Origin of the sequence: Burkholderia sp. Bp9015, from assembly GCF_003853505.1 — a bacterium.
GTDB lineage: Bacteria > Pseudomonadota > Gammaproteobacteria > Burkholderiales > Burkholderiaceae > Burkholderia.
In genome coordinates this window covers 46589-69254 of sequence record NZ_QTPZ01000026.1, presented here as the reverse complement: position 1 = coordinate 69254, position 22666 = coordinate 46589, and the positions used below count along the sequence as shown (strand labels likewise).

Sequence of the window (22666 nt, the reverse complement as noted above, 5' to 3'; positions counted from 1 at the left end):
CGGGCGCGCCGAAAGATGCGGGCGCCGGAACTGCATGCCGCGTTCGGGCTTGCCGTCGCGATGCATCGGGTTGCATGATAGGAGGCGACGATTCCTGATGGAATCGAATCCATGTCATTTGATTGGTGATTGTTTGTCATGAATGAAATCCTGGGGATCGACGGGCGGATTCTGGCGAACGTGGGCGTGCTGGCCGCGATCGTCGAAAGCGGCAGCTTCGCGCGCGCGGCCGACGCACTCGGCTTGTCGCCGTCCGGCGTCAGCCGGGCCGTGGGCCGGCTCGAGGCGCGCGTCGGCGTGCGGCTGCTCGATCGCACGACGCGCTCGGTTACGCTGACGGACGAAGGGCGCCGCCTGTACGAAGAGATCGGTCCGCTGCTCGCCGGCATCGGCGATGCGGTGACGCTGGCCGCCGGCTCGGCCGCCGCCGTGCGCGGCAGATTGCGCGTGAACGTCGACGCGTATTTCTCGCGGCGGGTGCTCGCGCCGCACCTTCCGGCGTTGCTTGCACGCCATCCCGATCTGTCGCTGGAACTGGCCGCGCGCGAGCAGCTCGGCGATCTGGTAGCCGACGGATTCGACGTTGCGGTGCGGTTTGGCGAGCCGCCGTCGTCGTCGCTGGTGGCGCGCAAACTGCTGGAGACGCGCGCGGTGACGGTCGCCGCGCCCGCCTACGTGAAACGGCACGGGCGTCCTGCGGCGCCGGCCGATCTCGCGGGCCATGCGTGCATCCAGATGCGCAACACGCTGACCGGCCAGCCGCTCGAATGGATCTATCAGCTCGGCCGCAAGCGCGTGCCGGTCAGGACGACGGGCAGGCTGCTCGTCAACGACGCCGGCACGATGCTCGGTGCATGTCTGGCCGGTGTGGGCATCGCACGCTTCAAGGCGAGCGGGGTAGCGGGCTTGATCGAGCAGGGGCGGCTCGTCGAGCTGCTCGCGGATTGGCGCGGCGAGGCATTTCCGCTGTTTGCCTACTATCCGTCGCGTCACCTGCCGCCCGCGAAGGTGCGGGCGTTCGTCGATTTCGTCGCGGAGATCGTGGCGACCGGCAAGTAGCGCGCTCGCCCGCCGTCAACGTTCGCCGGCGAGCGCGCGCCCGTTCGTGTCCGGCTGCGCGATCGCGTGCTCCGACATCCGCGCCGCCTCCATCGCCCGCCCGAGCGCATCGAACACCGCCGGCCCCTTGCAGCGCGACACGTTGAAGCGCATGAACGACGTCGCGCCGTGCGACGCACTGAACACGTTGCCCGGCGCGAGCACCACATCGTGGTCGAGCGCATGGCGCGCGACGCGCGCGGCATCGAGCCCGTCGGGCAGCTCGGCCCACACGAACAACCCGCCGCGCGGTTCCGTCCAGATCCCGAGCCCGGCGCGCGCGAGCCGCCGGATCGTTTCGCCCATCGCATCGGCCAACTGCATACGCAGGCCGTCGAGATGGCGCCGGTAGGTGCCGTCGACCAGCAGCCGGTGCACGACGTTCGCGCCGATCTGCGCATTGCCGAACGACGTCGCGAGCTTCAGGTCGACGAGCGCGTCGATCCATTCGGGGCGCGCGGCGATGTAGCCGCAGCGGATCGCGGCCGACAGCGTCTTCGAGAAGCTGCCGATCGACACGACGCGCGAGAGCCCGTCGAATGCCGCGAGGCGCGGCGCGGGCGTGCTTTCGAAATCCGCGAAGATGTCGTCCTCGACGATCAGCAGGCCGTGCTCGGCCGCGAGCGTGAGCAACCGGTGCGCGATCGGCGGCGCGAGCGTCGCGCCGGTCGGGTTGTGCAGCGCCGCGTTCGTGATGTACAGGCGCGGCCGGTGTTCGGCGAGCACCTGCTCGAAGCGCGCGAGATCGGGGCCGTTCGGCGTGTACGGCACGCTGACGATCCGTGCGCGATGCGCGCGCAGCAGCGCCTGGAAGTTGAAGTAGCAAGGATCGTCGAGCACGACGGTGTCGCCCGGCTCCAGCAGCAGCCGGCACACGAGATCGAGCGCGTGCGTGCCGCCGTCGGTCAGCATGATCTGCGCGGGCTCCGCATGAACGCCGTGCTGCGCGAGCCGCCATGCGAGCTGCTGGCGCAACGCGGGCAGCCCGAGCGGTGTCGCGTAGTCGGTCAGTGCGTCGGGTTCGTCGCGCGACACCGCACGCAGCGCACGTCGCAGGCTCTCGTCCGGCAGCCACGACGACGGCAGCCAGCCGCAACCGGGTTTCACCGAGCCGGGCGCCGCCTCGAGCGCCTGGCGCGACAGCCACAGCGGATCGAGTTCGCGATCGAGGCGCGGGCCGAGTTCGGCGAGCGCGAGCGGCGGCGCGTGGCCCGACACGTAGAAGCCAGAGCCGCGCCGTGCGACGAGCACGCCTTCGCTCGCGAGCCGCTCGTACGCATCGACGACGGTCGATTTCGACACGTGCAGCGCGTCGGCCATCATCCGGATCGACGGCACGCGCGCGCCGGGCATCAGCGCGCGACTCGCGATCCGCGCGCGCAGCGTGTCCATCACGGTTTCCACGCGCGTGCGCGACGGCGCGGGCGGAGCAGGGTCTTGCAGGGAACGGCTCATGGCGGGGGGAACTGTACGGCCGGTTGTCCAGTACAGTTTGTCAGAATTGTATTGGGCTGTAGCTTACGCGCTTTTCGCGGGCGGCGGATCATCGGTCATCCACCTTGTTCCGACCAGGATTTCCCGTGCAAAAGACGACCGACGGATGGCTCAGCGGCCTGCTGGGCGTGATCATCTTCAGTGGCTCGCTGCCCGCGACGCGCATCGCGGTGCAGGGGCTCGACCCGCTGTTCCTCACGTTCGCGCGCGCGACGATCGCCGGCGTGCTCGGCCTGATCCTGCTCGTCGCGCTGAAGCAGAAGCGGCCGACGCGTGTCGAGACCGCGTCGCTCATCGTCGTCGCGCTCGGGGTCGTGGTCGGTTTTCCGCTGCTGACCGCGCTCGCGCTCAAGCACGTGACGTCCGCGCATGCGATCGTGTTCGTCGGGCTGCTGCCGCTCGCGACCGCGCTGTTCGGCGTCTGGCGCGGCGGCGAACGGCCGCGGCTGCCGTTCTGGGTCTTCTCGCTGGTCGGCAGCGGCGCGGTGGCCGCGTTCGCGCTGCGCAACGGCGGTCGAGCGTCGGTGGCGGGCGATGCGCTGATGCTGGCCGCGATCGTCGCGTGCGGGCTCGGCTATGCGGAAGGCGCGCGACTGTCGCGCCAGCTCGGCGGCTGGCAGGTGATCTCGTGGGCGCTCGTGCTGTCGCTGCCGGTGATGCTGCCGCTCACGTGGTTCACGTGGCCCGCGACGTTCGACGGCGTCGACGCCGCCGCGCTGTGGGGGCTCGCATACGTGTCGCTGTTCAGCATGCTGATCGGCTTCGTGTTCTGGTATCGCGGCCTCGCGCTCGGCGGGATCGCGGGCGTCGGCCAGTTGCAGCTGCTGCAGCCGTTCTTCGGTTTCCTGCTCGCGGCCGGGCTGCTGCACGAGACGGTGCCGCCGTCGATGCTCGTCGTGACGGTCGTGGTCGTCGGCTGCGTGGCCGGGGCGAAGTATTTCTCGAAGATGGCGCCGGTGCGGCGCGCGGGCTGATTCACGCGCGGAGCGGTCGCGCGACGACGTGACGGGTGCCGCCCGTGCGCCGTCGCGCGTGCGCCGTTTACCCCATCACCACGTTCGCGAGCCGGAACTGGTACGCGGTCGCGGTCGTGCCGCCACCGCCGCCCGTCATCACGATGTCGGCGCTCTTGATGCCGAGCAGCGACAGTTCGGTGTTGATGTCGGACAGCACGGCCGAATTCATCACCGCGCCCTGTTCGATCTGCGACGCGGTGCCGATCCACAGCGTCGGCTTGAACTCGAACACGGCCTTCTGGCCCGGCACGATCCCCGTCTTGTGCGCGAGCAACCGGTTGTCCTTGAAGACCGACGCGGTGATCGCTCCCTGGCTCAGGTCGTTGCGCAGCTGGATCTCGCGCGACGTCGGGGCGGGGCCGGCGAGCGCGAGCACGTTGCCCGACGTCGAGCGCGACACGTTGAAGACCTGTCCATTGTCCGCGCGCTTTTGCGGCATGTAGTTGCCGTCGGCATCGCTCGCGGAGACGGTCGTCAACAACGGGAACACGAACGGATGGTTGTCGCCGCGCCCGCAGTTGGTGATGACCTTCCACGCGATCGCGAGCTCGTCGAAGTCCGTCGACACGTTCTTCTGGAAGATCACGATCTGGCTGTTGTTGACGTCGTTCGACAGGTTGACGAAGTTGAGATTGATGTCCATGAGTCACCTTGATTCGATTCGGATAACTGATTGAACGGGCGCCGGCCGTGCATCGCCGGCGCACGGACCGTTACGCCATCACCACGTTTTCCAGCCGGAACGTGAACGGCGTCGAGCGCGGGCCGGGGCCGCCGCCGGTCATCACGATGTCGGCGCTCGCGATGCCGAGCAGCGACAGTTCCGTGTTGATGTCGGAGATCACCGCGGAATTCATCAGCGCGCCCTGTTCGATCTGCGACGCGACACCGATCCAGATCGTCGGCTTGAACTGGAACACCGCCTTCTGGCCCGGCGCGACGGAGGTCTTGCGCGCGAGCGCGTTGCCGTCCTTGTAGATCGTCGCGTTGATCGCACCGGCCGGCAGGTCGTTGCGCACCTGCACCTCGGAGCTCGCGCCCGGGTCGCCGCCGAGCTGCAGCACGTCGCCCGAGCTGGAGCGCACGACCTGGAACACCTGGCCGTTCGCCGCGACCTGCTGCGGCATGTAGTTGCCCCAGCTGTCGCTCGCGCTCACGCTCATCGTCATCGGGAACTTGAACGGATGGTTGTCGCCCTGGCCGCAATTGCGGATCACCTTCCACGCGATCGCGAGTTCGTCGAAGTCGGTCGCCACGTTCTTCTGGAAGATCACGACGCTCGAGTTGTTGGCGTCGTTCGAGCGGTTGATCAGGTTCAGTTGGATATCCACGTCGTTGCTCCTTGAGTTTGAAAAAACGGCAGTCGGTCTGCCGCACACCTTTCCCGCCGGCCCGGCCGCGAAGCCGTGCCGTCAAGCCGGTTCAAGCCGTGTCGGGCGGCACTACGCGCGCACGATGTGTTCGAGCGCGAACGCGAACGGCTGCGCGTCGGTGCCGGTGCCGCCGCCCGTCATCACGATGTCGGCCGCGGCTACGCCCGCCAGCGGCAGCATCGTGTTCGCGCTCGACATCACCGCCGCGTGCAGTGCGCGGCTTTCCTGTATCTGCGACGCCACGCCGATCCACAGCGTCGGCGTGAAGCGGAACACCGCCTTCTGCCCGGGCGCGACCGCTTCCTTCACCGCGATCAGCCGGCCCGCGCTGAACGCGTTGACGTTCACGGCGCCGCGCCGCAGCCGATTGACGACTTCGATGTCGCCGCCCGGCGCGTCGGCCGGGTCGGGCACGAGCCGGCCGCGTCCGGTCGGCTGCGCGTCGATCACGAAGCGCACGCCGGCGGGCGCCGTGACGCGCGGCGAGAAGTTGCCGTGCTCGTCGCCGAGCGCGACGTCGATGTCGGTCGAGTAGTCGAACGGATGGAAGCAGTCGTGTCCGCAATAACGGATCACCTTCCACGCGATCGCGAACGTATCCAGATCGGGGATCACGTCGCGCTGGAACAGCACGACCTCGCTGTTGCCGCAGTCGTTCGAGCGGTTCACGAAGCGGAGCTTGATGTTCATGATGCTTGCTCCTCATCCGGCGTGCCGCGTTCGTCGCGCAGCGTGCGGTCGGCCCACTGCGCGAGCGCGGGCGCGACGCCGTTCGCGAGCGACGCGACGTGCAGCGCATGCGCACGCGCCTGCGCCTGCAGGTCGCCGGCGAAGCGCCCGAGCGCCATCGCGGCATCGGCCGGGCCGCGCGTGCGGCCGAGATCGTCGAGGTATTGCGCGGCCGCGTCGGCCATCGCGCCCGCGTGCTGGAGGTGGCTCTGCGTGAAGCGCGTCGCGAGATCCGCGTTCAGGGCCGCCAGCTCCTTGACCGCGGCGGCCGAACTGCCGAGCCCGAACCGTTCGAGCTGGCCGCGCCACAATGCGTCGGTCGCGGCCTGGCATGCATCCGTGTAGCGATGGCCGGCGAGCAGCGCGGTGTGCGCGAACGCGCGCCACGCGGGGCTGGCGGACGTGCCGCCGGTGCCGGTCGTCTGCGCGGCGAGCTTGCCGAACAGCTGGAGCGCGTCGGCGTGCGCGCGTTCCCATTGGGCGATGAACGTGGAGAACATGGCGATTCCTCGTGAAGAAGGGGCGATGACGGCGCGACGGCAGCCGCTACGCGGATTACCGACGCGCGGCGCCGAGGCGCTGCACCATTTGCATCACGGCGGCCATCTGCGGCGCGTCGCGGCGGTAGAAGCCGGGTTGGAGCGGATCGGTGCTCGTATAGCCCCAGAAATCCCAGCAGCCGAGCGGATTGACGGCCGATTTCTCGACCTGCGGATACAGCACGATCAGCCGGTTCGTGTCGGCGATCTCGTTGTAGCCGACGCCGCGAATCATCCGCTCGCCGACGGTCGCGACGTTCTGCACGCAGCCGTGGAACACCACGTGCACCGCGCAGGTCGCGCGTTCGCAATCGGCCGGCACGTACGCGTAGCCCGTATCGCCGAGCGACGCGCGGCGCTGCGGATCGAACGCGCGCTGGTCGAACGCCAGCAGCTTGCCGCCAGCCTGCGCGGCGGGCGCGTTGAGCGGCTTGTCGGGCGTGCCGTAGATCCAGCGTACGATGTCGTGCGCCTGTTGAAAGCCGCAGTTGTCGATATACGGGCTCGCGTTCGCACTGCATGTGTTGTCCTCGGGGCGGTTCGTGATGAACGCATGCCCGGCGTCCTGCGATTGGCGATACTGAAGGTTCGCGGCCGGAACCTGCGCGAGTGTGTAGAAGCGCGCGGTCTGGTCGACGACGCGCGTGAACACCACCGTATCCTTCGCCCCACTGAACACGTAGATGCGTTGGCCGCGCAGGTTGGCCGGATCGTCGATCTCGTCGCGCTGCGCGAACGTGCGCGCGGCGCGCCATGCGTCGGCCGCGGAGGGCGCGGGGCCGATCGGCTGCATGCACAGCGTGGTCGCGGCCACCGCCGGCGGGATCAGCGCGTTCGCGCCCGCGCAATAGAACGGCCCGCCCGCGACGATGCCCGCGCCGATCAGCCGGCTCGAGAACGCGACGTCGAACTGCGCGGCCATGAAGCCGCCGGACGACAGCCCCGACACCGACGTGCGCTGCAGGTCGGCGCCGTATGCGGGCAACGGATCGGCGGGGGCGGCGAGCGCGGCGTGCGGCGCGAGCGCAGCCAGGGCGGCAACGGCAACGGTGGCGGTGACGGCGGCGCAAGCGGCGCCCAGCGCGCGGCGCACTACGTGCGAGCGGGTGGTGCGGGGCAGCGTCGTGCGGCCGGGCGAGCGGGTGACGTTCATGCGGGGCTCCTGTCGTGACGAGTGGTGAATGGCAAGGGTTGTAACGGTACGGATGCAGCAAGACTTCAGCGACGGTTTCAGCTTACGGGCAGCCGACGCGCTGCGAAATGGCGCGAACGACACGCACGACGACCCGTGACGTTCGGCCGGTGCGGCGTCACGGCGCTCACGACAGAAACAGCGCGCGCTCGGCCTGGCGGCGCTTCGTGAGGCCAGCGAGCGGCTTGCCACCGGCCTTGTTCCAGACGAGGAACTGGTCGGCCGCCCGCGCGCTCGCGCCGGCGTTCAGGTAGCGCAGCAAGGTCGACGAGCGCAGCCGTCCGGCGCCGAGGTTGAAGACGAACGACATCAGCGCATCGAACTGCTGCTGCGTGACCGGCACGCGCAACAGCTTGCGCAGGTTCAGCTCGGCGCCGCGCAGGTCATGCCGCAGCAGCGCCTCCGCTTCGGCCGGCGTCAGCGGGCGCGTGAAGCGCTCGTTCGGCAGGATCAGGTGCCCGTAGCCGATCGTCGGCTTGCCGACCGCGTCGAGATAGCGTGCGAGCCGCAGCCCCTCGAACTGCATGATCAGCGCGATGCCTTGCTCGCCGGTGCGTTCAGGCTGGTTCGCCATCGTCGTTCTCCTTGCTGCCCGGCCGTGCGCGCGGCACCAGGCGATGCGTGTATTCGTCGATCACGCGCATGATCGCTTCGGGCGGCGGCAGCGCCGCGAACTGCATTTCGATGTCGATGTGCTCGGTGTCGCGCTGCCGCGCACTGCCCGGCGCGGCGTCCTTCTTCTCCGAGCGCGGCGCGAACGTCACGTAGAAGCGGCCGCGCTGGTCGTCGTTGCCCGAGATGCCGCCGGCCGGCAGCGCCTCGGTGAAGTCGCCGCGCACGGTCAGGTGCACGACCATCCGGTCGAGCGCGAGCCCGCGCGGCGTGGCGAGCGCGACGAGCGGCACCGGCATCGTGTGCTCCGCGTCGAGTGCGACCGTGACCTCGCGCGGCGCGAGCAGGCCGTCGTCGCGCAGATCGAAGAACTGGTCGAGCACGGCGGTGTACTGGTGCGCGAGCAACTGGTTCGCGGCGGCGGCCGCGTGCTGCATCCCGCGTGCGATCTCGTCGAGCGCGATGCCGCGCGGCGGCGGGCGTTCGTCGTCGGCCGGGGCGCCGGGCGGTGGCGTGGGCGGCGCGGGTGGCGTAGGCGGCGTCGGCGTAGCGGGTGGTGTCGGCGGAGCGGGCGACACAGGCGCAGCGGGCGGCAAGCCGCCGGTCGATGCGCCGGCCGCGGCGGCCGGGGCGTCATTTACGCCCGACGCGGCGCCGGCCGGCCAGCCGGCGGCATCGGGCGTCGCGTGGCGCGCCGGATCGACACCTGCCGCCGCCGGCGCTGCGTCGCCCGTGCCGGCGACCGCGTCCGGGCCCGCGCCGGCGACCGCGCCGCTACGGCCTGCCACCGCCCCGGCCGCCGGCGGGACCGGCCCGTCCGGTTCCTGCCGGGCGGTGCCGCCACCCGGACGCGCATCCGCGTCGTCGTGCCCGCCGCCGCCCGCGCGACGCGACCGTCTGAAGAGCCTGAACATGGCCGGTCCGCGCGCTTACGCGTGCGCCGGCTGCTGGGCGCCCGCATCGGCTCCGGCCGGCGCGGCCGCCTTGCCGCCGGCACCCGACGCATCCCCGACCAGCTTGCCGTCGGTCGGCGTCGCCGGCAGCGGCTTCACGTCCTTCGCGTTGCCTTCGGTGACGACCGGCTTGGTCGCGGCCTCGGTCAGGAAGTCGATCACGCGCATCAGCGCTTCGGGCGGCGACTGGCGCTTCACCTGTGTATGGATCGAGTATTTCGCGCGCGTGTCGGTGCTGCGCGTCTGCTCCGCCTTGTGCGACACGCGCCCGGACACGCTGACGCTGATCGGCCCCCAGCCGAACTTCGCCTGGAATTCGCCGCCGGCTTCGGTCGACGACGACGACTTCTCCGACTGCGTGATCTCCATCTCGAAGTCGATCGTGCCTTCCTCGATCGCGATGATCGGATGGACGATCGCCGCGAGCAGCGGGATGCGCATCGTCTTCTGCACGACGCCTTTCGACACGCCGCTTTCGTCCACCAGCGTCTCGTCGTAGTCGAACTGGACGGCCACGGCCTTGCCTCCCTGGATGCAGACCTGCATCAGGAAATCCGCGTAGCTCTTTGCGGCCTGCGTCTGCGCGCTGATCATCGCCTTTAACGGGCCGGCGATCATTTGGTCCATGGGTAAAGCGTTAATCACCGAGCCAATGAAATTCGCGTCCATGAATAAACTCCTCTTCGTGTTGAAGACAACGGAAATTCGCTGTCGTTATTCACATTAGGAAATTGAAGACGTTTACCAAATATGACGTCCGTCACGTCCGGCGGCCCGGGCCGGCCCGCGGCGGGCATCGATACGCGCGGCGGGGCGCGGCGTGGACGAATTAGGCCATTCGTCACGGAGCGACGGGCCTAGTGCGCGGTGCGTAAAACAGCGGTAAAAAAAACGCCGGGTAGGGAAGCAAAAAATCCTAAACCGAGCATCCCGATTTCGAGGAAACCGCGCAATGAACGTTCTGATGATCGATAGCCCGCCGTTATTCGTCGCGGGCGTGGCGGACGTACTGTGTAAACGCGATGTCGACTGGCATGTGTGGTCGGCCCGCCGTCCCGAGGACGTCTTGCGCTTGCGCGACGCGTTGCTGCCCGGGACGGTCGAGGCGATCACGATCGAATGCGGCGAGCACGCCGCGCGGCCGAGCTGGCCGAGCGTACTGAACGAGACGTTCGCCGGCGCGCCGTGGCTGTGTGTGGTGGCCGCCGTGTGCCGCCGCACGATTGCCGATGCGCTGCTGGCGGGGGCGGCCGGCATCATCGACCGGCACGCGAGCGCGGACGAATTCGCGGATGCGCTCGGCCGCGTCGCGGCCGGCGCGATCTACGTGCCGCCGAACGACGGCGGCGCGACGCAGGCGCCCCCGGGCGGCGTGCCGGCCGGCGACGATCGCGCATTCGAGCGCCTCACGCCGCGCCAGCGCGAGGTGCTGCGGCTGCTGGCCGAAGGAAAGTCGAACAAGCAGATCTGCCGTGTACTGAATGTCGCGGAGGGCACGATCAAGAACCATCTGTACGCGTTGTTCCGCCAGATCGGCGTGAGCAACCGGACGGAGGCGGCGTTGTGGCTCGCGCGCCACGTGCCGTCCGAGCCGGCCGGTTTCACGTTCGCGCCGGCGTGCCATTCGCCCGGTTGATGCGTGAGACGGGCGCACCGATCGGGCCGGCACGCGAGCGTGCCGCGGGCGAAGGCGGGTTTCGCGCTGCGGCGGCAACGGTGCGCCCGCGCCGCGTCGCGCTACTGCCGGGGCGCGTCGGGCGGAAGCGGATCGTCCGCGGCCGACGGCGCGGGGTGGGCCGCGAGCATCGCGCGCGTGAATTCGGCGAGGCGCGCGCGGACGGCCTCGGCGGATGCCGCGCCGTCGAGCGACTGCTGCAGATCGAGCAGGTTGGCCGCCAGTTCGCCCTGCCACTGCGCGCGTTCGCTGGCGGCGCGCGCGCGATTCGCGGCGAGCGCCGCGCCGACGTCGGTCGAGCGGTCGCCCTGCACCAGCGTCTCGAGCGTCTCGACGAGCCTTTGCAGCACGCGATGCACGGCCGTCGCCGAGAAGCCGCCGAGCATCGCGAGCGCCGGCCGCCCGAAGTTGTGCATGCTGCCCTGCGCGAACAGCTGGGCCGGCAGCATCTGGACGATGATCAGGCCGGCGATCACGCCGAGAATCAGCCGCGCGCCATACGATGCGTCGTATTTCGGATCGTAGGTCGAGGCGGCGACGTAGTGGTGCGCCTGGAACAGCGTCGCGAACGACGCGCCGAGCCCCGCGCAGCACAGCAGGAAGGTGGTGTTCCACAGCAGCTGCACGCCGTTGGATTGCAGGAAGCCGCGCTCGATGTTCTCGCCCGACACATGCGGCGACAGGCTCGTCAGCACGACCGCGAGCAGGAAACCGAGCGCCGACCCGGTCAGCAGCCGGATCAGCGGCACCGGGCCGAGCCACGCGAACGGGTGCGCCTGGCGCCGGTGCATGTCGAGCAGCGTGACGGCCTGTGGCGTCGCGGGCGCGACGAGCGTCGCGAGCTTGCGGTGGATCGCCGCGAGCGCGTGCTGCTGCGCGGGCGCCAGCGGCGTGGTGGTCGACGCGCCCGGCGCCGGGTTGGCCGCCGGGTTGGACGAAGCGGCGGCCGCGATCAGCGCCGCGAGCCGCGCGACGAGTTCGGGCTCGATCGGCAGCCCGTGATGGAGCGCATAACGCGCCATCGCCTCGCATTCGTCGCACAGCTGCGCGGCGAGATCGTCCGGCGCGCGTGGCGGCTCCGGCAGCGCCGGCCGCGCGCGCCAGCGCCCGAAGCGGGGGGCGCCCATGTCACGGTGCGCCGTCCGCGTCCGGCACGTCCACGTCGAACGCGTGGATTGCGACGCGTTCGCGTTCCGCGCTCGACAGGTGGCGCACGCACGGCGCTTCGGCGACCCGCTGCCAGTGCGTCTGCGTGCGGTCGACCGCGAACACGACGACTTCCTTGTGGCGGCGGCCGTCGTTGTGCGCGATGTATTGCAGCGAGTCGGGCACGTCGAACGCGTCATCGGTCGGATTCACGCCGTACGACAGCACGAAGTCGAGCACGAGCGCGCCGTCGTCGAGATGCGGCGGCTTGACGTCGTTGCCGGGATACTCGCGCCATTCGAGGAAGTCGAGGCAGATGTCGATGCCGAACGGCGGCGCTTCGCCGAGCCGATTGTCGAAGCTGTCCGACAGGCGCGGGCCCTGATACGGCGACGACGGCGGCGCGTCGGCCGTCGCGCTTTGCGGCGACACGTCGCTCGTCTTCAGCACCTCGACCAGCGTGCCGTCGCCGAGCTGGAACGTGTGGGCGAGCGGCGTCTCGAGCGCATCGACCGAGTCGCCGTAGTCGATCCACGACGTATGCCGCTTCGGCCAGATCGCCGCGCGGCGCGTTCCGTCGTCGTCGCCGTCACCATCGCCCCCTTCGCCGCGCGCGAGCGGCGGCAGGAAATTGGTCGTCGCGAACGTGAAATTCAGCGACACGTACGGCCCGACGAACGCGCCGTCATCGGGCACGTCGGCCGCCGTCTCGTGCTTGACGAGCATCGCGACGGTACCGGGCAGGAACACGATCGGCCCGTACTGATCCACCGGAAAGCGATCGGCGACCGCGCCGATCGCGCGCCGCACGGGATCGAGCTGCAAGTCGACGATCGCATGGAGTTCGTCGACGTCGTTCAGCGCGTCCCAGGGCACGTTCCAGTAGAACTCGGGCGCGGTGACGAACGTGACGCGGCGTGCATCGTCGTCTTTCGCGTCGCGCCGCACGGCTTCGAACGCGCTCGACAGCGCACCGTTCAGGTGATTGAACAAGATCCCCTGCACGCGCGCTGCATACGCATCGAGCGCTTCGTCGGGCGCACGCAGGGGTTTGCAGTCGCATGAATAGCGCACGGAAACGATTCGGACTGGCTGTTTCATGATGGCTTCCTCTTCCTTGATGGTGGCGGCGCGGCGCTTCAGGCCGCACCGCCGCGGCTTCAAACGGACGTGATGTCGGTGATCCAGAACCACGGGTTCGCGTACGGCCCGTCGATGACCTTGGCGACGGTCTGTCCGGGCCCCGGATCGAGCGTGCCGGGCACCCAGGCTTCGTAGTGGATCGGTGAGAAGTACAGGCGGCCGAACACGTAGTCGAACGCGATGCGTGCGCGATTGCCGCCGCGGAACAGCGCATTCGTGCCGGCCGTGTATTCGACGTAGCCGGTCGTTTGCGCGCCGCCGCCGCGACCGTTCGAATTCGCCTTGAACGTGGCCGCATAGCGTTCGTACAGCTTCGCGCGCTCGGTGAGCCCGGCGAAGGGGTCCGTCGCCGTGCCGTAGATGAGGGTCGGCAGGTAGCGCGGCACGTTCTGGTGGATCTGCCGCATCGCGCCGAGCACGTCGCCGCCGATGTGGCGCCCGGGCGTGCCGCGATCGACGACGCGCGCAGACGTGGCGATTTCGGACATCAGCGCCCGCAACTCGGGCGGCGCGTCGAGCCGCGCGAACGGAATCACGTACATCGGCAGTGCGCAGCCGGTCTGCTGCTTGCCCGCGCGTGGCGTATCGCCGGCATTCGCGATCAGGCCCAGTACGAACGTTTCCCAGCGCAGCGACGCGTTGAAGTCGAGTCCAGACATGAGTGGCTCCTTCGCCGGCATCAGGCCGGCTCGCCGAGCGGGAAACCCTTCGCCGCCCAGTTGTTGAAGCAGGCCGTGCGATCGTCGTTCGGCGCGTAGGTCGCGAGCGTGCCGTCGAGCAGGCCGGCGATCGCATGCTCGGTGCGCGCGAAGCGCAGCGCCTCGGACAACGCGATCACGAGCCGTGTGAGATCGGGCTTGAACGGTGCGGGCTTCGATGCGTCCGCCGGCTTGAGTTTCGACAGCGTCCACACGGCCTGATGGAGGTTGCTCGGATTGATCGTCGGCAATGGATCGGTCGCGTAGCCGAGCCAGCCGTACGAACCGTCGCCGCCGAGCGCTGCCGCGCCGGCCGGCGTGCCGCCCGGAAACGGCCGGATGTCGAATACGAAGGTGCCGCCCTGGCTGACGAAGCCGAGCGTGTACAGCGACGCGTCGACGGCGGGGCCGTTCTTCGCGGCTTGCCACGCGAGGTTCAACAACAGCGACACGCGCGGCGCGCCGGTGTCGTCGCCGATCACGACGTCGACGGCTTGCCGCGTCGCGCGCGTGCCGTTCTGGCGGATCGCGTCGCGCAGCGCCGTGAGGTCGTCCTGGTAGTCACGGCCGGTGGTGAGTCGAAGTTGCACGATGTTCGCTCCTGCAGATAACCCGGCGTTGCTCGGCCGTCGAGACGGCGCGCGGGTCGAAGCGAATGCGCTGCCGTGCGGCCACTGTGCGTGGTGCGCGGCGGGCGAACAATGCGGCAGAAGTCATTGGCCGGGGTGTGACCGAACACCCGGGAAGCGGGTGTCGGAGTCGGTCGGCGCAGGTGGCGAAGGGGAGAAGGTTCGAAGGTGCGAAGGGGCGAGGCGACCGCGTGTGGAAGATCGGCGACTTCGGCGGCGTGCTTCATGTGTTGCCGGGCGGCATGAGCGCCGCGCGCCGAAAAGCACAACGGCCAGATTTGCCGGTAGCGGCAAACCTGGCCGTTGGCGTGACTGCCGCCGAACGCGTGTTACTCGAACGTTTCGAGCGCGAGCAGTTCGTCGATCGTCTGCCGGCGGCGGATCAGCCGCGGCGTGCCGCGATCGACGAGCACCTCCGGCGCGAGCGGCCGGCTGTTGTAGTTCGAGGACATCGACGCGCCGTAGGCGCCCGCATCGTGCAGGAACAGCAGGTCACCGATCTGCGGCTGCGCGAGCTTGCGGTGCGTGACCACGCCGCCCGCGTCCTGCGTGAACACGTCGCCGGACTCGCACAGCGGCCCCGCGATCGCGATGTCGACGAGCGGCCGGCCGGCCGGCAGCGCGCCGTCCTGCGTGTGGACGGACACCGCGTGGTAGCTACCGTACATCGACGGACGCATCAGGTCGTTGAAGCCCGCGTCGATCAGCACGAAGTCGTGCTTCGGACGGCGGTTCACGGCCTGCACTTCGGTGACGAGCGTGCCGGCCTCGGCGACGAGGAAGCGGCCCGGTTCGATCTCGATGCGCACCGCGTGGCCGAGATGCCGTTCGATCCGCTTGCGCGCGGCATCCCACTGGCTGAAGTAGTGACCGACGTCGACGCGCGGCTCGCCGTCGCGATACGGAATCGACAGCCCGCCGCCGGCGGAGATCGCTTCGATGTCGTGGCCGAGCGACGTGACGAGGTCGACCATCGCATCGCACACCTGCGACAGGTGGCCGTAGTCGACGCCCGAGCCGATATGCATGTGGATGCCGACCAGCTTGAGCCCGTACTGGCGCACGATCTCGATCGCGCGCGGCACGTCGTCGATCCAGATCCCGTGCTTGCTCTGCGGGCCGCCGGTGTTGGTCTTGTTGCTGTGGCCGTGGCCGAAGCCGGGATTCACGCGCAGCCACACGCGATGGCCGGGCGCATGCTCGCCGACGCGCGCGAGCATGTCGAGCGAGCCGGCGTTCACGGTCACGCCGTGCTTCAGCACGGCCGCGAGCGTCGGACGGTCGATCAGGTCGGCCGTGAACACGACGCCTTCCGGCTCGCCCGCCGGACTGAACCCGGCCGCGAGGCTGCGCTCGATCTCGCCGAGCGACACGGCGTCGACGCACGCGCCTTCCTCGCGCATCAGCTTCAGGATATGCAGGTTCGAGTTCGCCTTCTGCGCATAGCGGATCACGTCGAACTGGCGCAGTTGGGCGATGCGGTCGCGGATGACGTCGGCGTCGTACACCCACAGCGGGGTGCCGTATTGCTGCGCGAGCGTCGCGAGCTGGCGGGAATCGAGGGACATGGCGGATGAATCGGATCGAATGAACGGACAGCTTGAATGATGCGCCTGAATGTCTATACAGTAAAATGCATGTTTGTCGACATTCGATTCATTTTTGATATAGGCGGCCATGCTCACACACCGGCACATCGAGGTCTTCCGCGCGCTGATGGTCACCGGCAGCACGACGCGCGCGGCCGAGATGCTCTATACGTCGCAGCCCACGATCAGCCGCGAGCTCGCGCGGATGGAGCAGGTGGTCGGCTTCGCGCTGTTCGAGCGCTCGCACGGCCGGTTGCGGCCGACGATGGCCGCGCTCACGCTGTTCGACGACGTGCGGCTCGCGTATGTGGGGCTCGAGCGCGTCGCGGCGACGGCCGCGCGGCTGCGCGAGTTTCGCGACGGCCAGTTGTCGGTGATCGCGCTGCCGGCGTTTTCGCACGCGATCCTGCCCGGCGCATGCCGGCGTTTTCACGACGCGCATGCGGGCGTCAGCGTGTCGGTCGCGACACAGGAGTCGCCGGTGCTCGAGGAGTGGCTGACCGCGCAGCGCTACGATCTCGGGCTGACCGAGCACGACGTCGCGCCGGCCGGCACCGTGCTCACGCCGCTGCTCGAAGTCGACGAGGTGTGCGTGCTGCCGGACGGCCATCCGCTGCTCGCGCAGCGCGCGATCGATCTCGCGGATCTCGCCGATCGCCCGTTCGTGAGCCTGTCGCTGAACGACCCGTACCGGATCCTGATCGACGAGGCGTTCGCGCAGCTCGGTGTCGCGCCGCGTTCGGTGGTCGAGACGCCGTCGGCCGTGTCGGTGTGCGCGTTCGTGCGGCAGGGGCTGGGCGCCGCGATCGTCAATCCGCTGACCGCGCTCGATTTCGTCGGGCGCGACCTGCACGTGCGGCCGCTCACGCGCTCGTTTCCCTACCGCGTCAGCGTGATCGTGCCCGAGCACCGGCCGAAGAGCCTGCTCGTCGACGCATTCGCCGAAGCGCTGCGTGGCGAAGCGCAGGCGATTCGCGAGCGGCTCGCCGCGCTGCCCGGCTGACGACGGCCGTATGATGGGCGTTTCGCTGCGCGCAGCCTGCTTCTCTTCGTCATCTTCACGGAAACGGAACCCGTCATGACCGACGCTTCATCTTCCCCCGGACAACCGACGCTCACCGGCGAGCGCATCGCGCTGCGGCCGCTCGAAGCATCCGACCGGCAGGCTTTGCTCGATGCGGCGGCGGACGGCGAGCTGTGGAACCTGAAGGTCACGGTCGTGCCGGGCGAGGAGACGGTCGACGCCTATCTCGACACGGCGCTGCAAGGCCGCGCGGCCGGCACCGTGATGCCGTTCGTGATCGTCGAGCGTGCGTCGGGCCGCGTGATCGGCAGCACGCGTTTCTGGAAGATCGACCGCAAGAACCGCAAGCTCGAGATCGGTCATACGTGGCTGAGCGCATCGGCGCAGCGCACGCGCGCGAATACCGAAGCGAAATGGCTGCTGCTCGCGTATGCGTTCGACACGCTGCACTGTGTGCGCGTGCAGTTCACGACCGACGAGCTGAACGAGAAGTCACGCGCGGCGATTCTGCGGCTCGGTGCGAAGCAGGAAGGGATCGTGCGTCACGAGCGGATCATGCCCGATGGCCGCAAGCGCAATTCGGTGCGCTTCAGCATCATCGACGACGAATGGCCGGAGGTGAGCGAGCGGTTGCGGGCGAAGCTCGCGACCTGACGCGAGGCGGGTGCCGCGTGCGTCGCGCCGCCGCAAAGGGGGCGGCGACGCGACGACGGGGGAAGCGGCGTGCCGCGCGCGGTGCGCGGCGGGGCAGCGCGTTACTGCGCCGATGCGAGGTGATGACGCTGCGCGAGCTTCTGCGCGGCCGCGTAGTGCGCCTGCAGGATCGGCAGCGCCTGGCGCGCGACTTCCTTCAGCTTCGTGTCGCGGCCCGACGCGATTTCGGCCTGGAATGCCGAGATCGTCTTCTGCTGACCGGCGAGCGCGACCTGCTCGATATACGCCTTGTCGAATTCCGCGCCGCGCAGGGTCTTGATGCTGTCCAGCACGGCCGTGTCGGGATCGTTGGCCGGCACGTCGATGCCGCGCGGGCTGGCCGCGCGCATCGCCTGGATGATCTTCTCATCGTCGGTCGACACGCGTTGCGCGAACGCCTTCACCTGGCTGTCCGACGTGCGCGAATCGGCGATGCGTGCGGCGTCGTGCTGGGTCGACACGGTTTTCGTGCCGTCGTTGATGAAGGCCTGGTCGGCTTCGTGGATGCGCGTCTGCGTGGCGGCTGCCGGTGCGGACGGCGCCGGTTGCGCGGTTTGCGCGGTCGCCGTCACGGCGACGAGAAGCAGGCCAGCGGCAGACAATGCAAGGCGCGAGACTTGGGGAAAGCGGTTCATGGGACCTCCTTTCGATCGGGGCTCTGATTAACGGGCGGATCGCGTGATCCGCAGCTGTGCGAGAGACCGGGCGCGCCCGGGCCGGATTCGATGGCCGCTCTGCCGCGGCGGCGTTCGAAGTGTTTCCCGGCCCGACTGATTCTAGGAGAGCGCTCAGGTAGCAGGTGCAACCGCGCTGTGGTTTGTGTAACGGTTGGTAAGACGAAACGATGGATGCGCGCGCGGCCAGGTAGGGCGTACCTGTTACGTGCATCGTGGCGGCAATTTTTGCGTGCGCAGCGTGCATTCGATCGCTGCAATGCGCGCGCATGTCATCGACGTTTCATCGTTTCGCGGGCGGGTTGTTTCGCGATTCGTCGAATCGAGCGCGCGATTCGTACGGCGTCCTCACACGCGATCGAGCAATGCGTCGAGACGCGGCAGCAACGGCGTCGCGCAATGCGCCTGCAGCGCGTCGGGCGCCGTGTAACCCCATGCGACACCTTGGAATGCGATACGCGCGCGGCGCGCCGCTTCGGCATCGCGGATCTCGTCGCCGACATACAGCACGTCGTCGGGCTGCATGCCCGCTTCGCGCACGAGCGCGCGCAGCCGGCGCGCCTTGCCGAACAGCGGAATGCCGCACGCGAACGTGTCGACGCAACGGCTCGCGTGCGGGCCGAGCCGGTCGCGCACGATGTCCTCGGTGTTCGACGTCGCGATCGCGATGCGGATGCCGCGTGCGGCGAGCGCGTCGAAGGTCGCGTCGACGCCGGGGAACAGCTTTACGTGCGCGATGCGCGGCCGCATCAGCCGGCGCATGTCGAGCGTCACACGCGGCACTTTCCACATCGGCACCTCGAGCGCGCGGATGATCTCGCGCGCCGACATGCCGCGCAGCGCGGGGCGCAGCTCGGGCGTCGCGTCGCGAAAGCCGTGCAGGCGCGATGCCTCCGTGAGCGCCGCGAGAAAGCAGTCGAGCGAATCGGCGAGGGTGCCGTCGAAGTCGAACGCGATGAGTCGATAAGGCATGAAGCGATGCCGCGAGTTGATCGAGCCGGTGACGATATCACCGAATCGAGCCGCGTGGCCCGTGCGAGCGGTTGGGTCCGCGGCGAAGCGGGATGGTCGGGCAGCTTCCTTGCATCGGACGGAATGCCGCCCGCGAAACGCGGTGCATGACATAACGGGCATGAAAGCCCGGTATGCTGTCGACGCTATCGTTTCCCCCCGTTTCCTTCGTCCGGACTTCCCTGAAATGAAAATCGCCCGTGCCCGTTCTGCGATGTGGATGCTCGGTGTGTTCGTCGCGCTGACGTCCGCGACGCCCGCGGCCGCCGCCGCGGAGAAGCGCTGCGGATGGCTCGAGAATCCGACGCCGGCCAACTGGTGGCTCGTCGACAAGGACAACAGCTGGACGCTGTCGACCCAGGGCAGCCCGCCGGTGCCGGGCCTCGACGAGATGCCGGACATGTCGACGCGCGGCTGGGTCGTCACCAATGCGGGGATGCACGGTTACGGCTGCGCGTGCCTCGACCTGGAAATCGACCCGCGCACCCGCGAGGTGACGCGGATCGTGGCGGCCCGGCCGCTGCCGCTGAAGCGGTGCAAGGCCGATCGGGCGTTGCCGGCGCCTTGAAGAGGCGGGGACGGCGGCGGGATTGGTGCTACGCGTAGTGGTAGCGGCAGGACACTATGCTGATTTGAAGATCGTCCGCTTCGTAGACGAGGCGGTTCGTATCGTCGATGCGGCGGGACCAGAACCCGGACAGATTGGCCTTCAGCGGTTCGGGTTTGCCGATGCCTTCAAACGGCGTCCGTTGGGCTTCGCGAATGAGCTGGTTGATGCGCTTGAGCGTCTTGCGGTCTTGCCCTTGCCAATAAACGCAGTCGTCCCACGCGTCGGAAGTAAAGAGCACGCGGCGTACGCTCATTCATCGTCCCCCGCCAGCTTGTGCTCTTTCGTCTTGCCCTTGCGCAGTTGCGCGATCGAGCGTTCGAGGTGGGCAACGTTGGCCGGTGAGCGGAGCAGATGAACCGTCTCCATCAGGCTGTCATAGTATTCCTGCGACATGATGACCGCGTTCGGCGCATCGCGACGCGTGATGAGCGTCACGTCCGCGTCGTCGACGACCTGGTCGATGACCGTCTTCAGATTGCCGCGGGCATCCGAAAAGTGAATCGTGCGCATGATTCGCCTCACTTGTACTTTTAACCGTACAAGTATAGCATGGGCGTCCATTGTACGGAATGTTGTACATGTCGAGGCGGCATCGCTTGTCGCCCACCCCGCACCGCGCTATCGTTGCTGCTCCCCCCAGCCGACCGGAGAGCCGACGTGCCCGCAGCCACCCCCGCCCCGCTGAGATTTTCCACCGACAAGCGCGAGCTCGACATCGACGCGATTTTCGATTTCCTGCACCGCGATGCGTACTGGTCGCAGGGCATTCCGCGCGACGTCGTCGAGCGCGCGATCGACGGCTCGCTGTGCTTCGGCGCGTATGTGGGCGACCGGCTCGTCGGATTCGCGCGGCTCGTGACCGACCACGCGACGTTCGCCTACCTGTGCGACGTATTCGTCTTGCCGGCCGAGCGCGGCAACGGCTATGGCCGCGCGCTGATCGACCACGTATTCGCGCAGCCGATGGTGCAGGGCCTGCGCCGCATCTTGCTCGTGACGACCGACGCGCACGAACTGTACCGGCCGGTCGGTTTCGGGCCGTCCGCGAATCCCGAACGGCTGATGGAAATCCGCCGCCCCGATATCTACGCGAAACGCTGACGCGCGGCGAGCGCATACAATACGCGCTTTCGTTTTTGCCGAAGGGAAGCAGATCATGACCGAACAGGAAGCCGAACAACTCGCCACGCATCGGCACTACAAGGGCGGGCTGTATCGCTACATTGGCGTCGCCCGTCATTCCGAAACCGAGGAGTCGGTGGTCGTGTACGAGCATCTGTGGCCGCATGCGCGCGGCTTGTGGGTGCGGCCGGAAGCGATGTTCAACGAGAACCTGCCGGACGGCACGCCGCGTTTTCGCAAGCTGCGCGACTGAACTGAGCACGCCCGCCGACCGCACGACGAGCGGTGCCGGCGCCCGGCCTAGCCGGCGGCGCCCGGCGTGTCGCGCGGCGCGGACTCCCGGTGCATCGCCAGCGCGAAGAAGCGCCGGATTTCGTCCATCAACTCCGCACGCGCAGATGCGAAATCGAAGGCGCGCCGGTTGTCGTGCGCGAAGCGCCGGCGCCACTCGTCCGCCGCATGCCGTGCTTCGCGTGCGCGCAGGTCGTCGAGTTCGGGCGTGCGCAGTGCGTGGTCGGCAATCAGCGTCACGCCGTCGCGGCTGACTTCCAGCAGGCCACCCGCGACGAGCAGCCGGCGGTGTTCGCCGCCCGGTGCGGCAACGAGCGTCACGACGCCGGGCCGCAGCCGCGTGAGCAGCGGCGCGTGATGCGGGTAGATGCCCAGCTCGCCGCTTTCCCCGGGCACGACGACGAAATGTGCGTCGCCCGAATACAGCACGTCTTCCACGCTGAGGATGTCGAGCTTCATCGACGTCGGCATGCGTGCCTCCTTCAGACCGCCGCCGCGCCGGCGACGATCTCGCACAGCTCGGTGGTGATCTGCGCCTGGCGCGTCTTCTGGTACAGGTGCCGCAGCTCGCGCAGCACGCGATCGGCGTTCTCCGTCGCGGTCTGCATGCTGAACATCCGCGCGCACTGCTCGCACGCGTAATTCTCGACGACGGCCTGGTAGAGCGTCGCCTCGACGTAGCGCAGCAGCAAGGTATCCACGGCCGGTTTCGGCGCGGGCTCGTACAGATAGTCGGATGTCGCGGTGTCGCCGGGCGGCGTGCCGGTGTCGAGGCCGGTGAGCGGCAGCACCGCGTCGATGCGCGGCGAATACGCGAGCGGGCTCGTCAACCGGTTGTACGCGATATGCAGTTCGTCCAGTTCGCCGTTGACGAATGCGGTGAGCGGCACGAGCAGCGCGCCGAGCAGCTGCTCGAAGTGCGGCGCGGCGGCGAGGCCGCTCGCGCGGGCGGTGATGGTCGCGCCATGGCGCATCAGCGGCGCAATGCCGCGTGCGCCGATCACGCTGAGTTCGCACGCGACGCCGGCGCGGTTCCAGCGTTCGAGCGCATCCACGCATTCGACCAGCAGCCGCGTATTGAGCGGGCCGCACAGCCCGCGATCGGTGCTGACGACGATCAGGCCGACGCGGCGCACGGGCGTGCGTCTCGCCATCAGCGCGGAGACGTGGCCGGACCGGTCGCGCAGCACGCGCTCGGCCATCTCCCGGATGCGCGCCGCATAGGGCCGGAAATCGCGCGCCCGCCGCTGCGCGCCCGCCATCTTGGTGCGAGCCATCATTTCCATCGCCTTCGTGATCTTGCGCGTGGACGAGGTACTGCTGATCTTCGAGCGGATTTCGCGGATGTGCATGTG

At 68.8% G+C, this 22666-nt stretch carries 28 protein-coding genes; 8 read left to right on the top strand and 20 right to left on the bottom strand.

The window, feature by feature from the left end:
* The first annotated feature begins 150 nt into the window (after positions 1 to 150).
* The gene (locus DIE12_RS25235) at positions 151 to 1059 is read left to right on the top strand and encodes a LysR family transcriptional regulator (protein WP_124522463.1); all 909 of its coding nucleotides are present in this window, start codon (positions 151 to 153) and stop codon (positions 1057 to 1059) included.
* A gap of 15 nt (positions 1060 to 1074) precedes the next feature.
* On the opposite strand, the gene DIE12_RS25230 is transcribed toward DIE12_RS25235, so the two are convergent.
* Positions 1075 to 2553, bottom strand: coding sequence for a PLP-dependent aminotransferase family protein (locus DIE12_RS25230; RefSeq protein ID WP_124522397.1), 1479 nt, complete (start codon positions 2551 to 2553; stop codon positions 1075 to 1077).
* Between the two features lie 125 nt (positions 2554 to 2678).
* Here DIE12_RS25230 and DIE12_RS25225 point away from each other — a divergent pair, with 125 nt between their 5' ends.
* A complete protein-coding gene (locus DIE12_RS25225; protein ID WP_124485338.1) occupies positions 2679 to 3566 on the top strand; it encodes a DMT family transporter in 888 nt (295 codons plus the stop codon).
* Positions 3567 to 3633: 67 nt separating this feature from the next.
* Here DIE12_RS25225 and DIE12_RS25220 read toward each other — a convergent pair whose 3' ends face one another.
* The 8 genes from DIE12_RS25220 to DIE12_RS25185 all read right to left on the bottom strand — a co-directional run bounded on the left by DIE12_RS25220 (position 3634) and on the right by DIE12_RS25185 (position 9675).
* The gene (locus DIE12_RS25220; protein ID WP_044848965.1) at positions 3634 to 4251 is read right to left on the bottom strand and encodes a hypothetical protein; all 618 of its coding nucleotides are present in this window, start codon (positions 4249 to 4251) and stop codon (positions 3634 to 3636) included.
* A gap of 70 nt (positions 4252 to 4321) precedes the next feature.
* Positions 4322 to 4939, bottom strand: coding sequence for a hypothetical protein (locus DIE12_RS25215; RefSeq protein WP_044848966.1), 618 nt, complete (start codon positions 4937 to 4939; stop codon positions 4322 to 4324).
* A gap of 111 nt (positions 4940 to 5050) precedes the next feature.
* The gene (locus DIE12_RS25210; protein WP_124522395.1) at positions 5051 to 5671 is read right to left on the bottom strand and encodes a hypothetical protein; all 621 of its coding nucleotides are present in this window, start codon (positions 5669 to 5671) and stop codon (positions 5051 to 5053) included.
* A complete protein-coding gene (locus tag DIE12_RS25205) occupies positions 5668 to 6210 on the bottom strand; it encodes a hypothetical protein (RefSeq protein ID WP_044848968.1) in 543 nt (180 codons plus the stop codon). The genes DIE12_RS25210 and DIE12_RS25205 overlap by 4 nt, the downstream gene beginning before the upstream one ends.
* Positions 6211 to 6265: 55 nt before the next feature.
* Positions 6266 to 7402, bottom strand: a complete 1137-nt coding sequence (locus DIE12_RS25200) for a poly(3-hydroxybutyrate) depolymerase (protein WP_124522393.1) — start codon at positions 7400 to 7402, stop codon at positions 6266 to 6268.
* A gap of 166 nt (positions 7403 to 7568) precedes the next feature.
* Complete coding sequence (locus DIE12_RS25195) at positions 7569 to 8015, bottom strand: lysozyme (RefSeq protein ID WP_124551380.1); 447 nt, start codon at positions 8013 to 8015, stop codon at positions 7569 to 7571.
* Positions 7999 to 8967, bottom strand: coding sequence for a DUF2589 domain-containing protein (locus DIE12_RS38740; protein ID WP_260426315.1), 969 nt, complete (start codon positions 8965 to 8967; stop codon positions 7999 to 8001). The genes DIE12_RS25195 and DIE12_RS38740 overlap by 17 nt, the downstream gene beginning before the upstream one ends.
* Positions 8968 to 8982: 15 nt before the next feature.
* Positions 8983 to 9675 (bottom strand): DUF2589 domain-containing protein, encoded by a 693-nt coding sequence (locus DIE12_RS25185; RefSeq protein ID WP_124485342.1) that lies wholly within the window; start codon positions 9673 to 9675, stop codon positions 8983 to 8985.
* 283 nt (positions 9676 to 9958) lie between these two features.
* Here DIE12_RS25185 and DIE12_RS25180 point away from each other — a divergent pair, with 283 nt between their 5' ends.
* Positions 9959 to 10642 carry a response regulator transcription factor gene (locus tag DIE12_RS25180; protein WP_124522389.1) on the top strand — a complete coding sequence of 228 codons (684 nt, stop codon included), beginning with the start codon at positions 9959 to 9961 and terminating at the stop codon, positions 10640 to 10642.
* Between the two features lie 101 nt (positions 10643 to 10743).
* Here the strand turns inward: DIE12_RS25180 and DIE12_RS25175 are convergent, their stop codons facing one another.
* The 5 genes from DIE12_RS25175 to lysA form a co-directional block, all read right to left on the bottom strand.
* Positions 10744 to 11808, bottom strand: coding sequence for a hypothetical protein (locus tag DIE12_RS25175; protein ID WP_124522387.1), 1065 nt, complete (start codon positions 11806 to 11808; stop codon positions 10744 to 10746).
* Position 11809: 1 nt separating this feature from the next.
* Positions 11810 to 12928, bottom strand: a complete 1119-nt coding sequence (locus tag DIE12_RS25170; protein ID WP_124522385.1) for a hypothetical protein — start codon at positions 12926 to 12928, stop codon at positions 11810 to 11812.
* 59 nt (positions 12929 to 12987) lie between these two features.
* Positions 12988 to 13629 carry a hypothetical protein gene (locus DIE12_RS25165; protein ID WP_124522383.1) on the bottom strand — a complete coding sequence of 214 codons (642 nt, stop codon included), beginning with the start codon at positions 13627 to 13629 and terminating at the stop codon, positions 12988 to 12990.
* A gap of 20 nt (positions 13630 to 13649) precedes the next feature.
* Positions 13650 to 14258, bottom strand: coding sequence for a ribosome-inactivating family protein (locus DIE12_RS25160; protein ID WP_124522381.1), 609 nt, complete (start codon positions 14256 to 14258; stop codon positions 13650 to 13652).
* 368 nt (positions 14259 to 14626) lie between these two features.
* Positions 14627 to 15865, bottom strand: a complete 1239-nt coding sequence (gene lysA, locus DIE12_RS25155) for a diaminopimelate decarboxylase (protein WP_124485349.1) — start codon at positions 15863 to 15865, stop codon at positions 14627 to 14629.
* Between the two features lie 109 nt (positions 15866 to 15974).
* Here lysA and DIE12_RS25150 point away from each other — a divergent pair, with 109 nt between their 5' ends.
* Complete coding sequence (locus DIE12_RS25150; protein WP_044847589.1) at positions 15975 to 16889, top strand: LysR family transcriptional regulator; 915 nt, start codon at positions 15975 to 15977, stop codon at positions 16887 to 16889.
* A 75-nt stretch (positions 16890 to 16964) separates the two neighbouring features.
* Complete coding sequence (locus DIE12_RS25145; RefSeq protein WP_124522379.1) at positions 16965 to 17564, top strand: GNAT family N-acetyltransferase; 600 nt, start codon at positions 16965 to 16967, stop codon at positions 17562 to 17564.
* A 101-nt stretch (positions 17565 to 17665) separates the two neighbouring features.
* Here DIE12_RS25145 and DIE12_RS25140 read toward each other — a convergent pair whose 3' ends face one another.
* Complete coding sequence (locus tag DIE12_RS25140) at positions 17666 to 18238, bottom strand: DUF4142 domain-containing protein (RefSeq protein WP_124522377.1); 573 nt, start codon at positions 18236 to 18238, stop codon at positions 17666 to 17668.
* Positions 18239 to 18625: 387 nt separating this feature from the next.
* Positions 18626 to 19249, bottom strand: coding sequence for an HAD hydrolase-like protein (locus tag DIE12_RS25135; RefSeq protein ID WP_124485353.1), 624 nt, complete (start codon positions 19247 to 19249; stop codon positions 18626 to 18628).
* A gap of 226 nt (positions 19250 to 19475) precedes the next feature.
* Between DIE12_RS25135 and DIE12_RS25130 the strand changes: the two genes are divergently transcribed.
* On the top strand, positions 19476 to 19856 hold the full coding sequence (locus DIE12_RS25130) for a DUF4087 domain-containing protein (RefSeq protein ID WP_207671168.1): 381 nt from the start codon (positions 19476 to 19478) through the stop codon (positions 19854 to 19856).
* Between the two features lie 28 nt (positions 19857 to 19884).
* Here DIE12_RS25130 and DIE12_RS25125 read toward each other — a convergent pair whose 3' ends face one another.
* Both DIE12_RS25125 and DIE12_RS25120 read right to left on the bottom strand, forming a co-directional pair.
* Positions 19885 to 20151, bottom strand: coding sequence for a Txe/YoeB family addiction module toxin (locus DIE12_RS25125; protein ID WP_060348282.1), 267 nt, complete (start codon positions 20149 to 20151; stop codon positions 19885 to 19887).
* Entirely contained in the window at positions 20148 to 20408 is a 261-nt protein-coding gene (locus tag DIE12_RS25120) for a type II toxin-antitoxin system Phd/YefM family antitoxin (RefSeq protein ID WP_059526792.1), read from the bottom strand. The genes DIE12_RS25125 and DIE12_RS25120 overlap by 4 nt, the downstream gene beginning before the upstream one ends.
* Before the next feature lie 147 nt (positions 20409 to 20555).
* On the opposite strand from DIE12_RS25120, the gene DIE12_RS25115 reads away from it, so the two are divergent.
* The gene (locus DIE12_RS25115) at positions 20556 to 20999 is read left to right on the top strand and encodes a GNAT family N-acetyltransferase (protein ID WP_124522375.1); all 444 of its coding nucleotides are present in this window, start codon (positions 20556 to 20558) and stop codon (positions 20997 to 20999) included.
* A gap of 55 nt (positions 21000 to 21054) precedes the next feature.
* The gene (locus DIE12_RS25110; protein ID WP_006751720.1) at positions 21055 to 21273 is read left to right on the top strand and encodes a DUF1653 domain-containing protein; all 219 of its coding nucleotides are present in this window, start codon (positions 21055 to 21057) and stop codon (positions 21271 to 21273) included.
* 47 nt (positions 21274 to 21320) lie between these two features.
* Here the strand turns inward: DIE12_RS25110 and atpC are convergent, their stop codons facing one another.
* Positions 21321 to 21782, bottom strand: a complete 462-nt coding sequence (gene atpC / locus DIE12_RS25105; protein WP_044847595.1) for an ATP synthase F1 subunit epsilon — start codon at positions 21780 to 21782, stop codon at positions 21321 to 21323.
* Positions 21783 to 21793: 11 nt separating this feature from the next.
* On the bottom strand, positions 21794 to 22663 hold the full coding sequence (gene atpG, locus DIE12_RS25100) for an ATP synthase F1 subunit gamma (RefSeq protein ID WP_124522373.1): 870 nt from the start codon (positions 22661 to 22663) through the stop codon (positions 21794 to 21796).
* Positions 22664 to 22666: the final 3 nt, after the last annotated feature.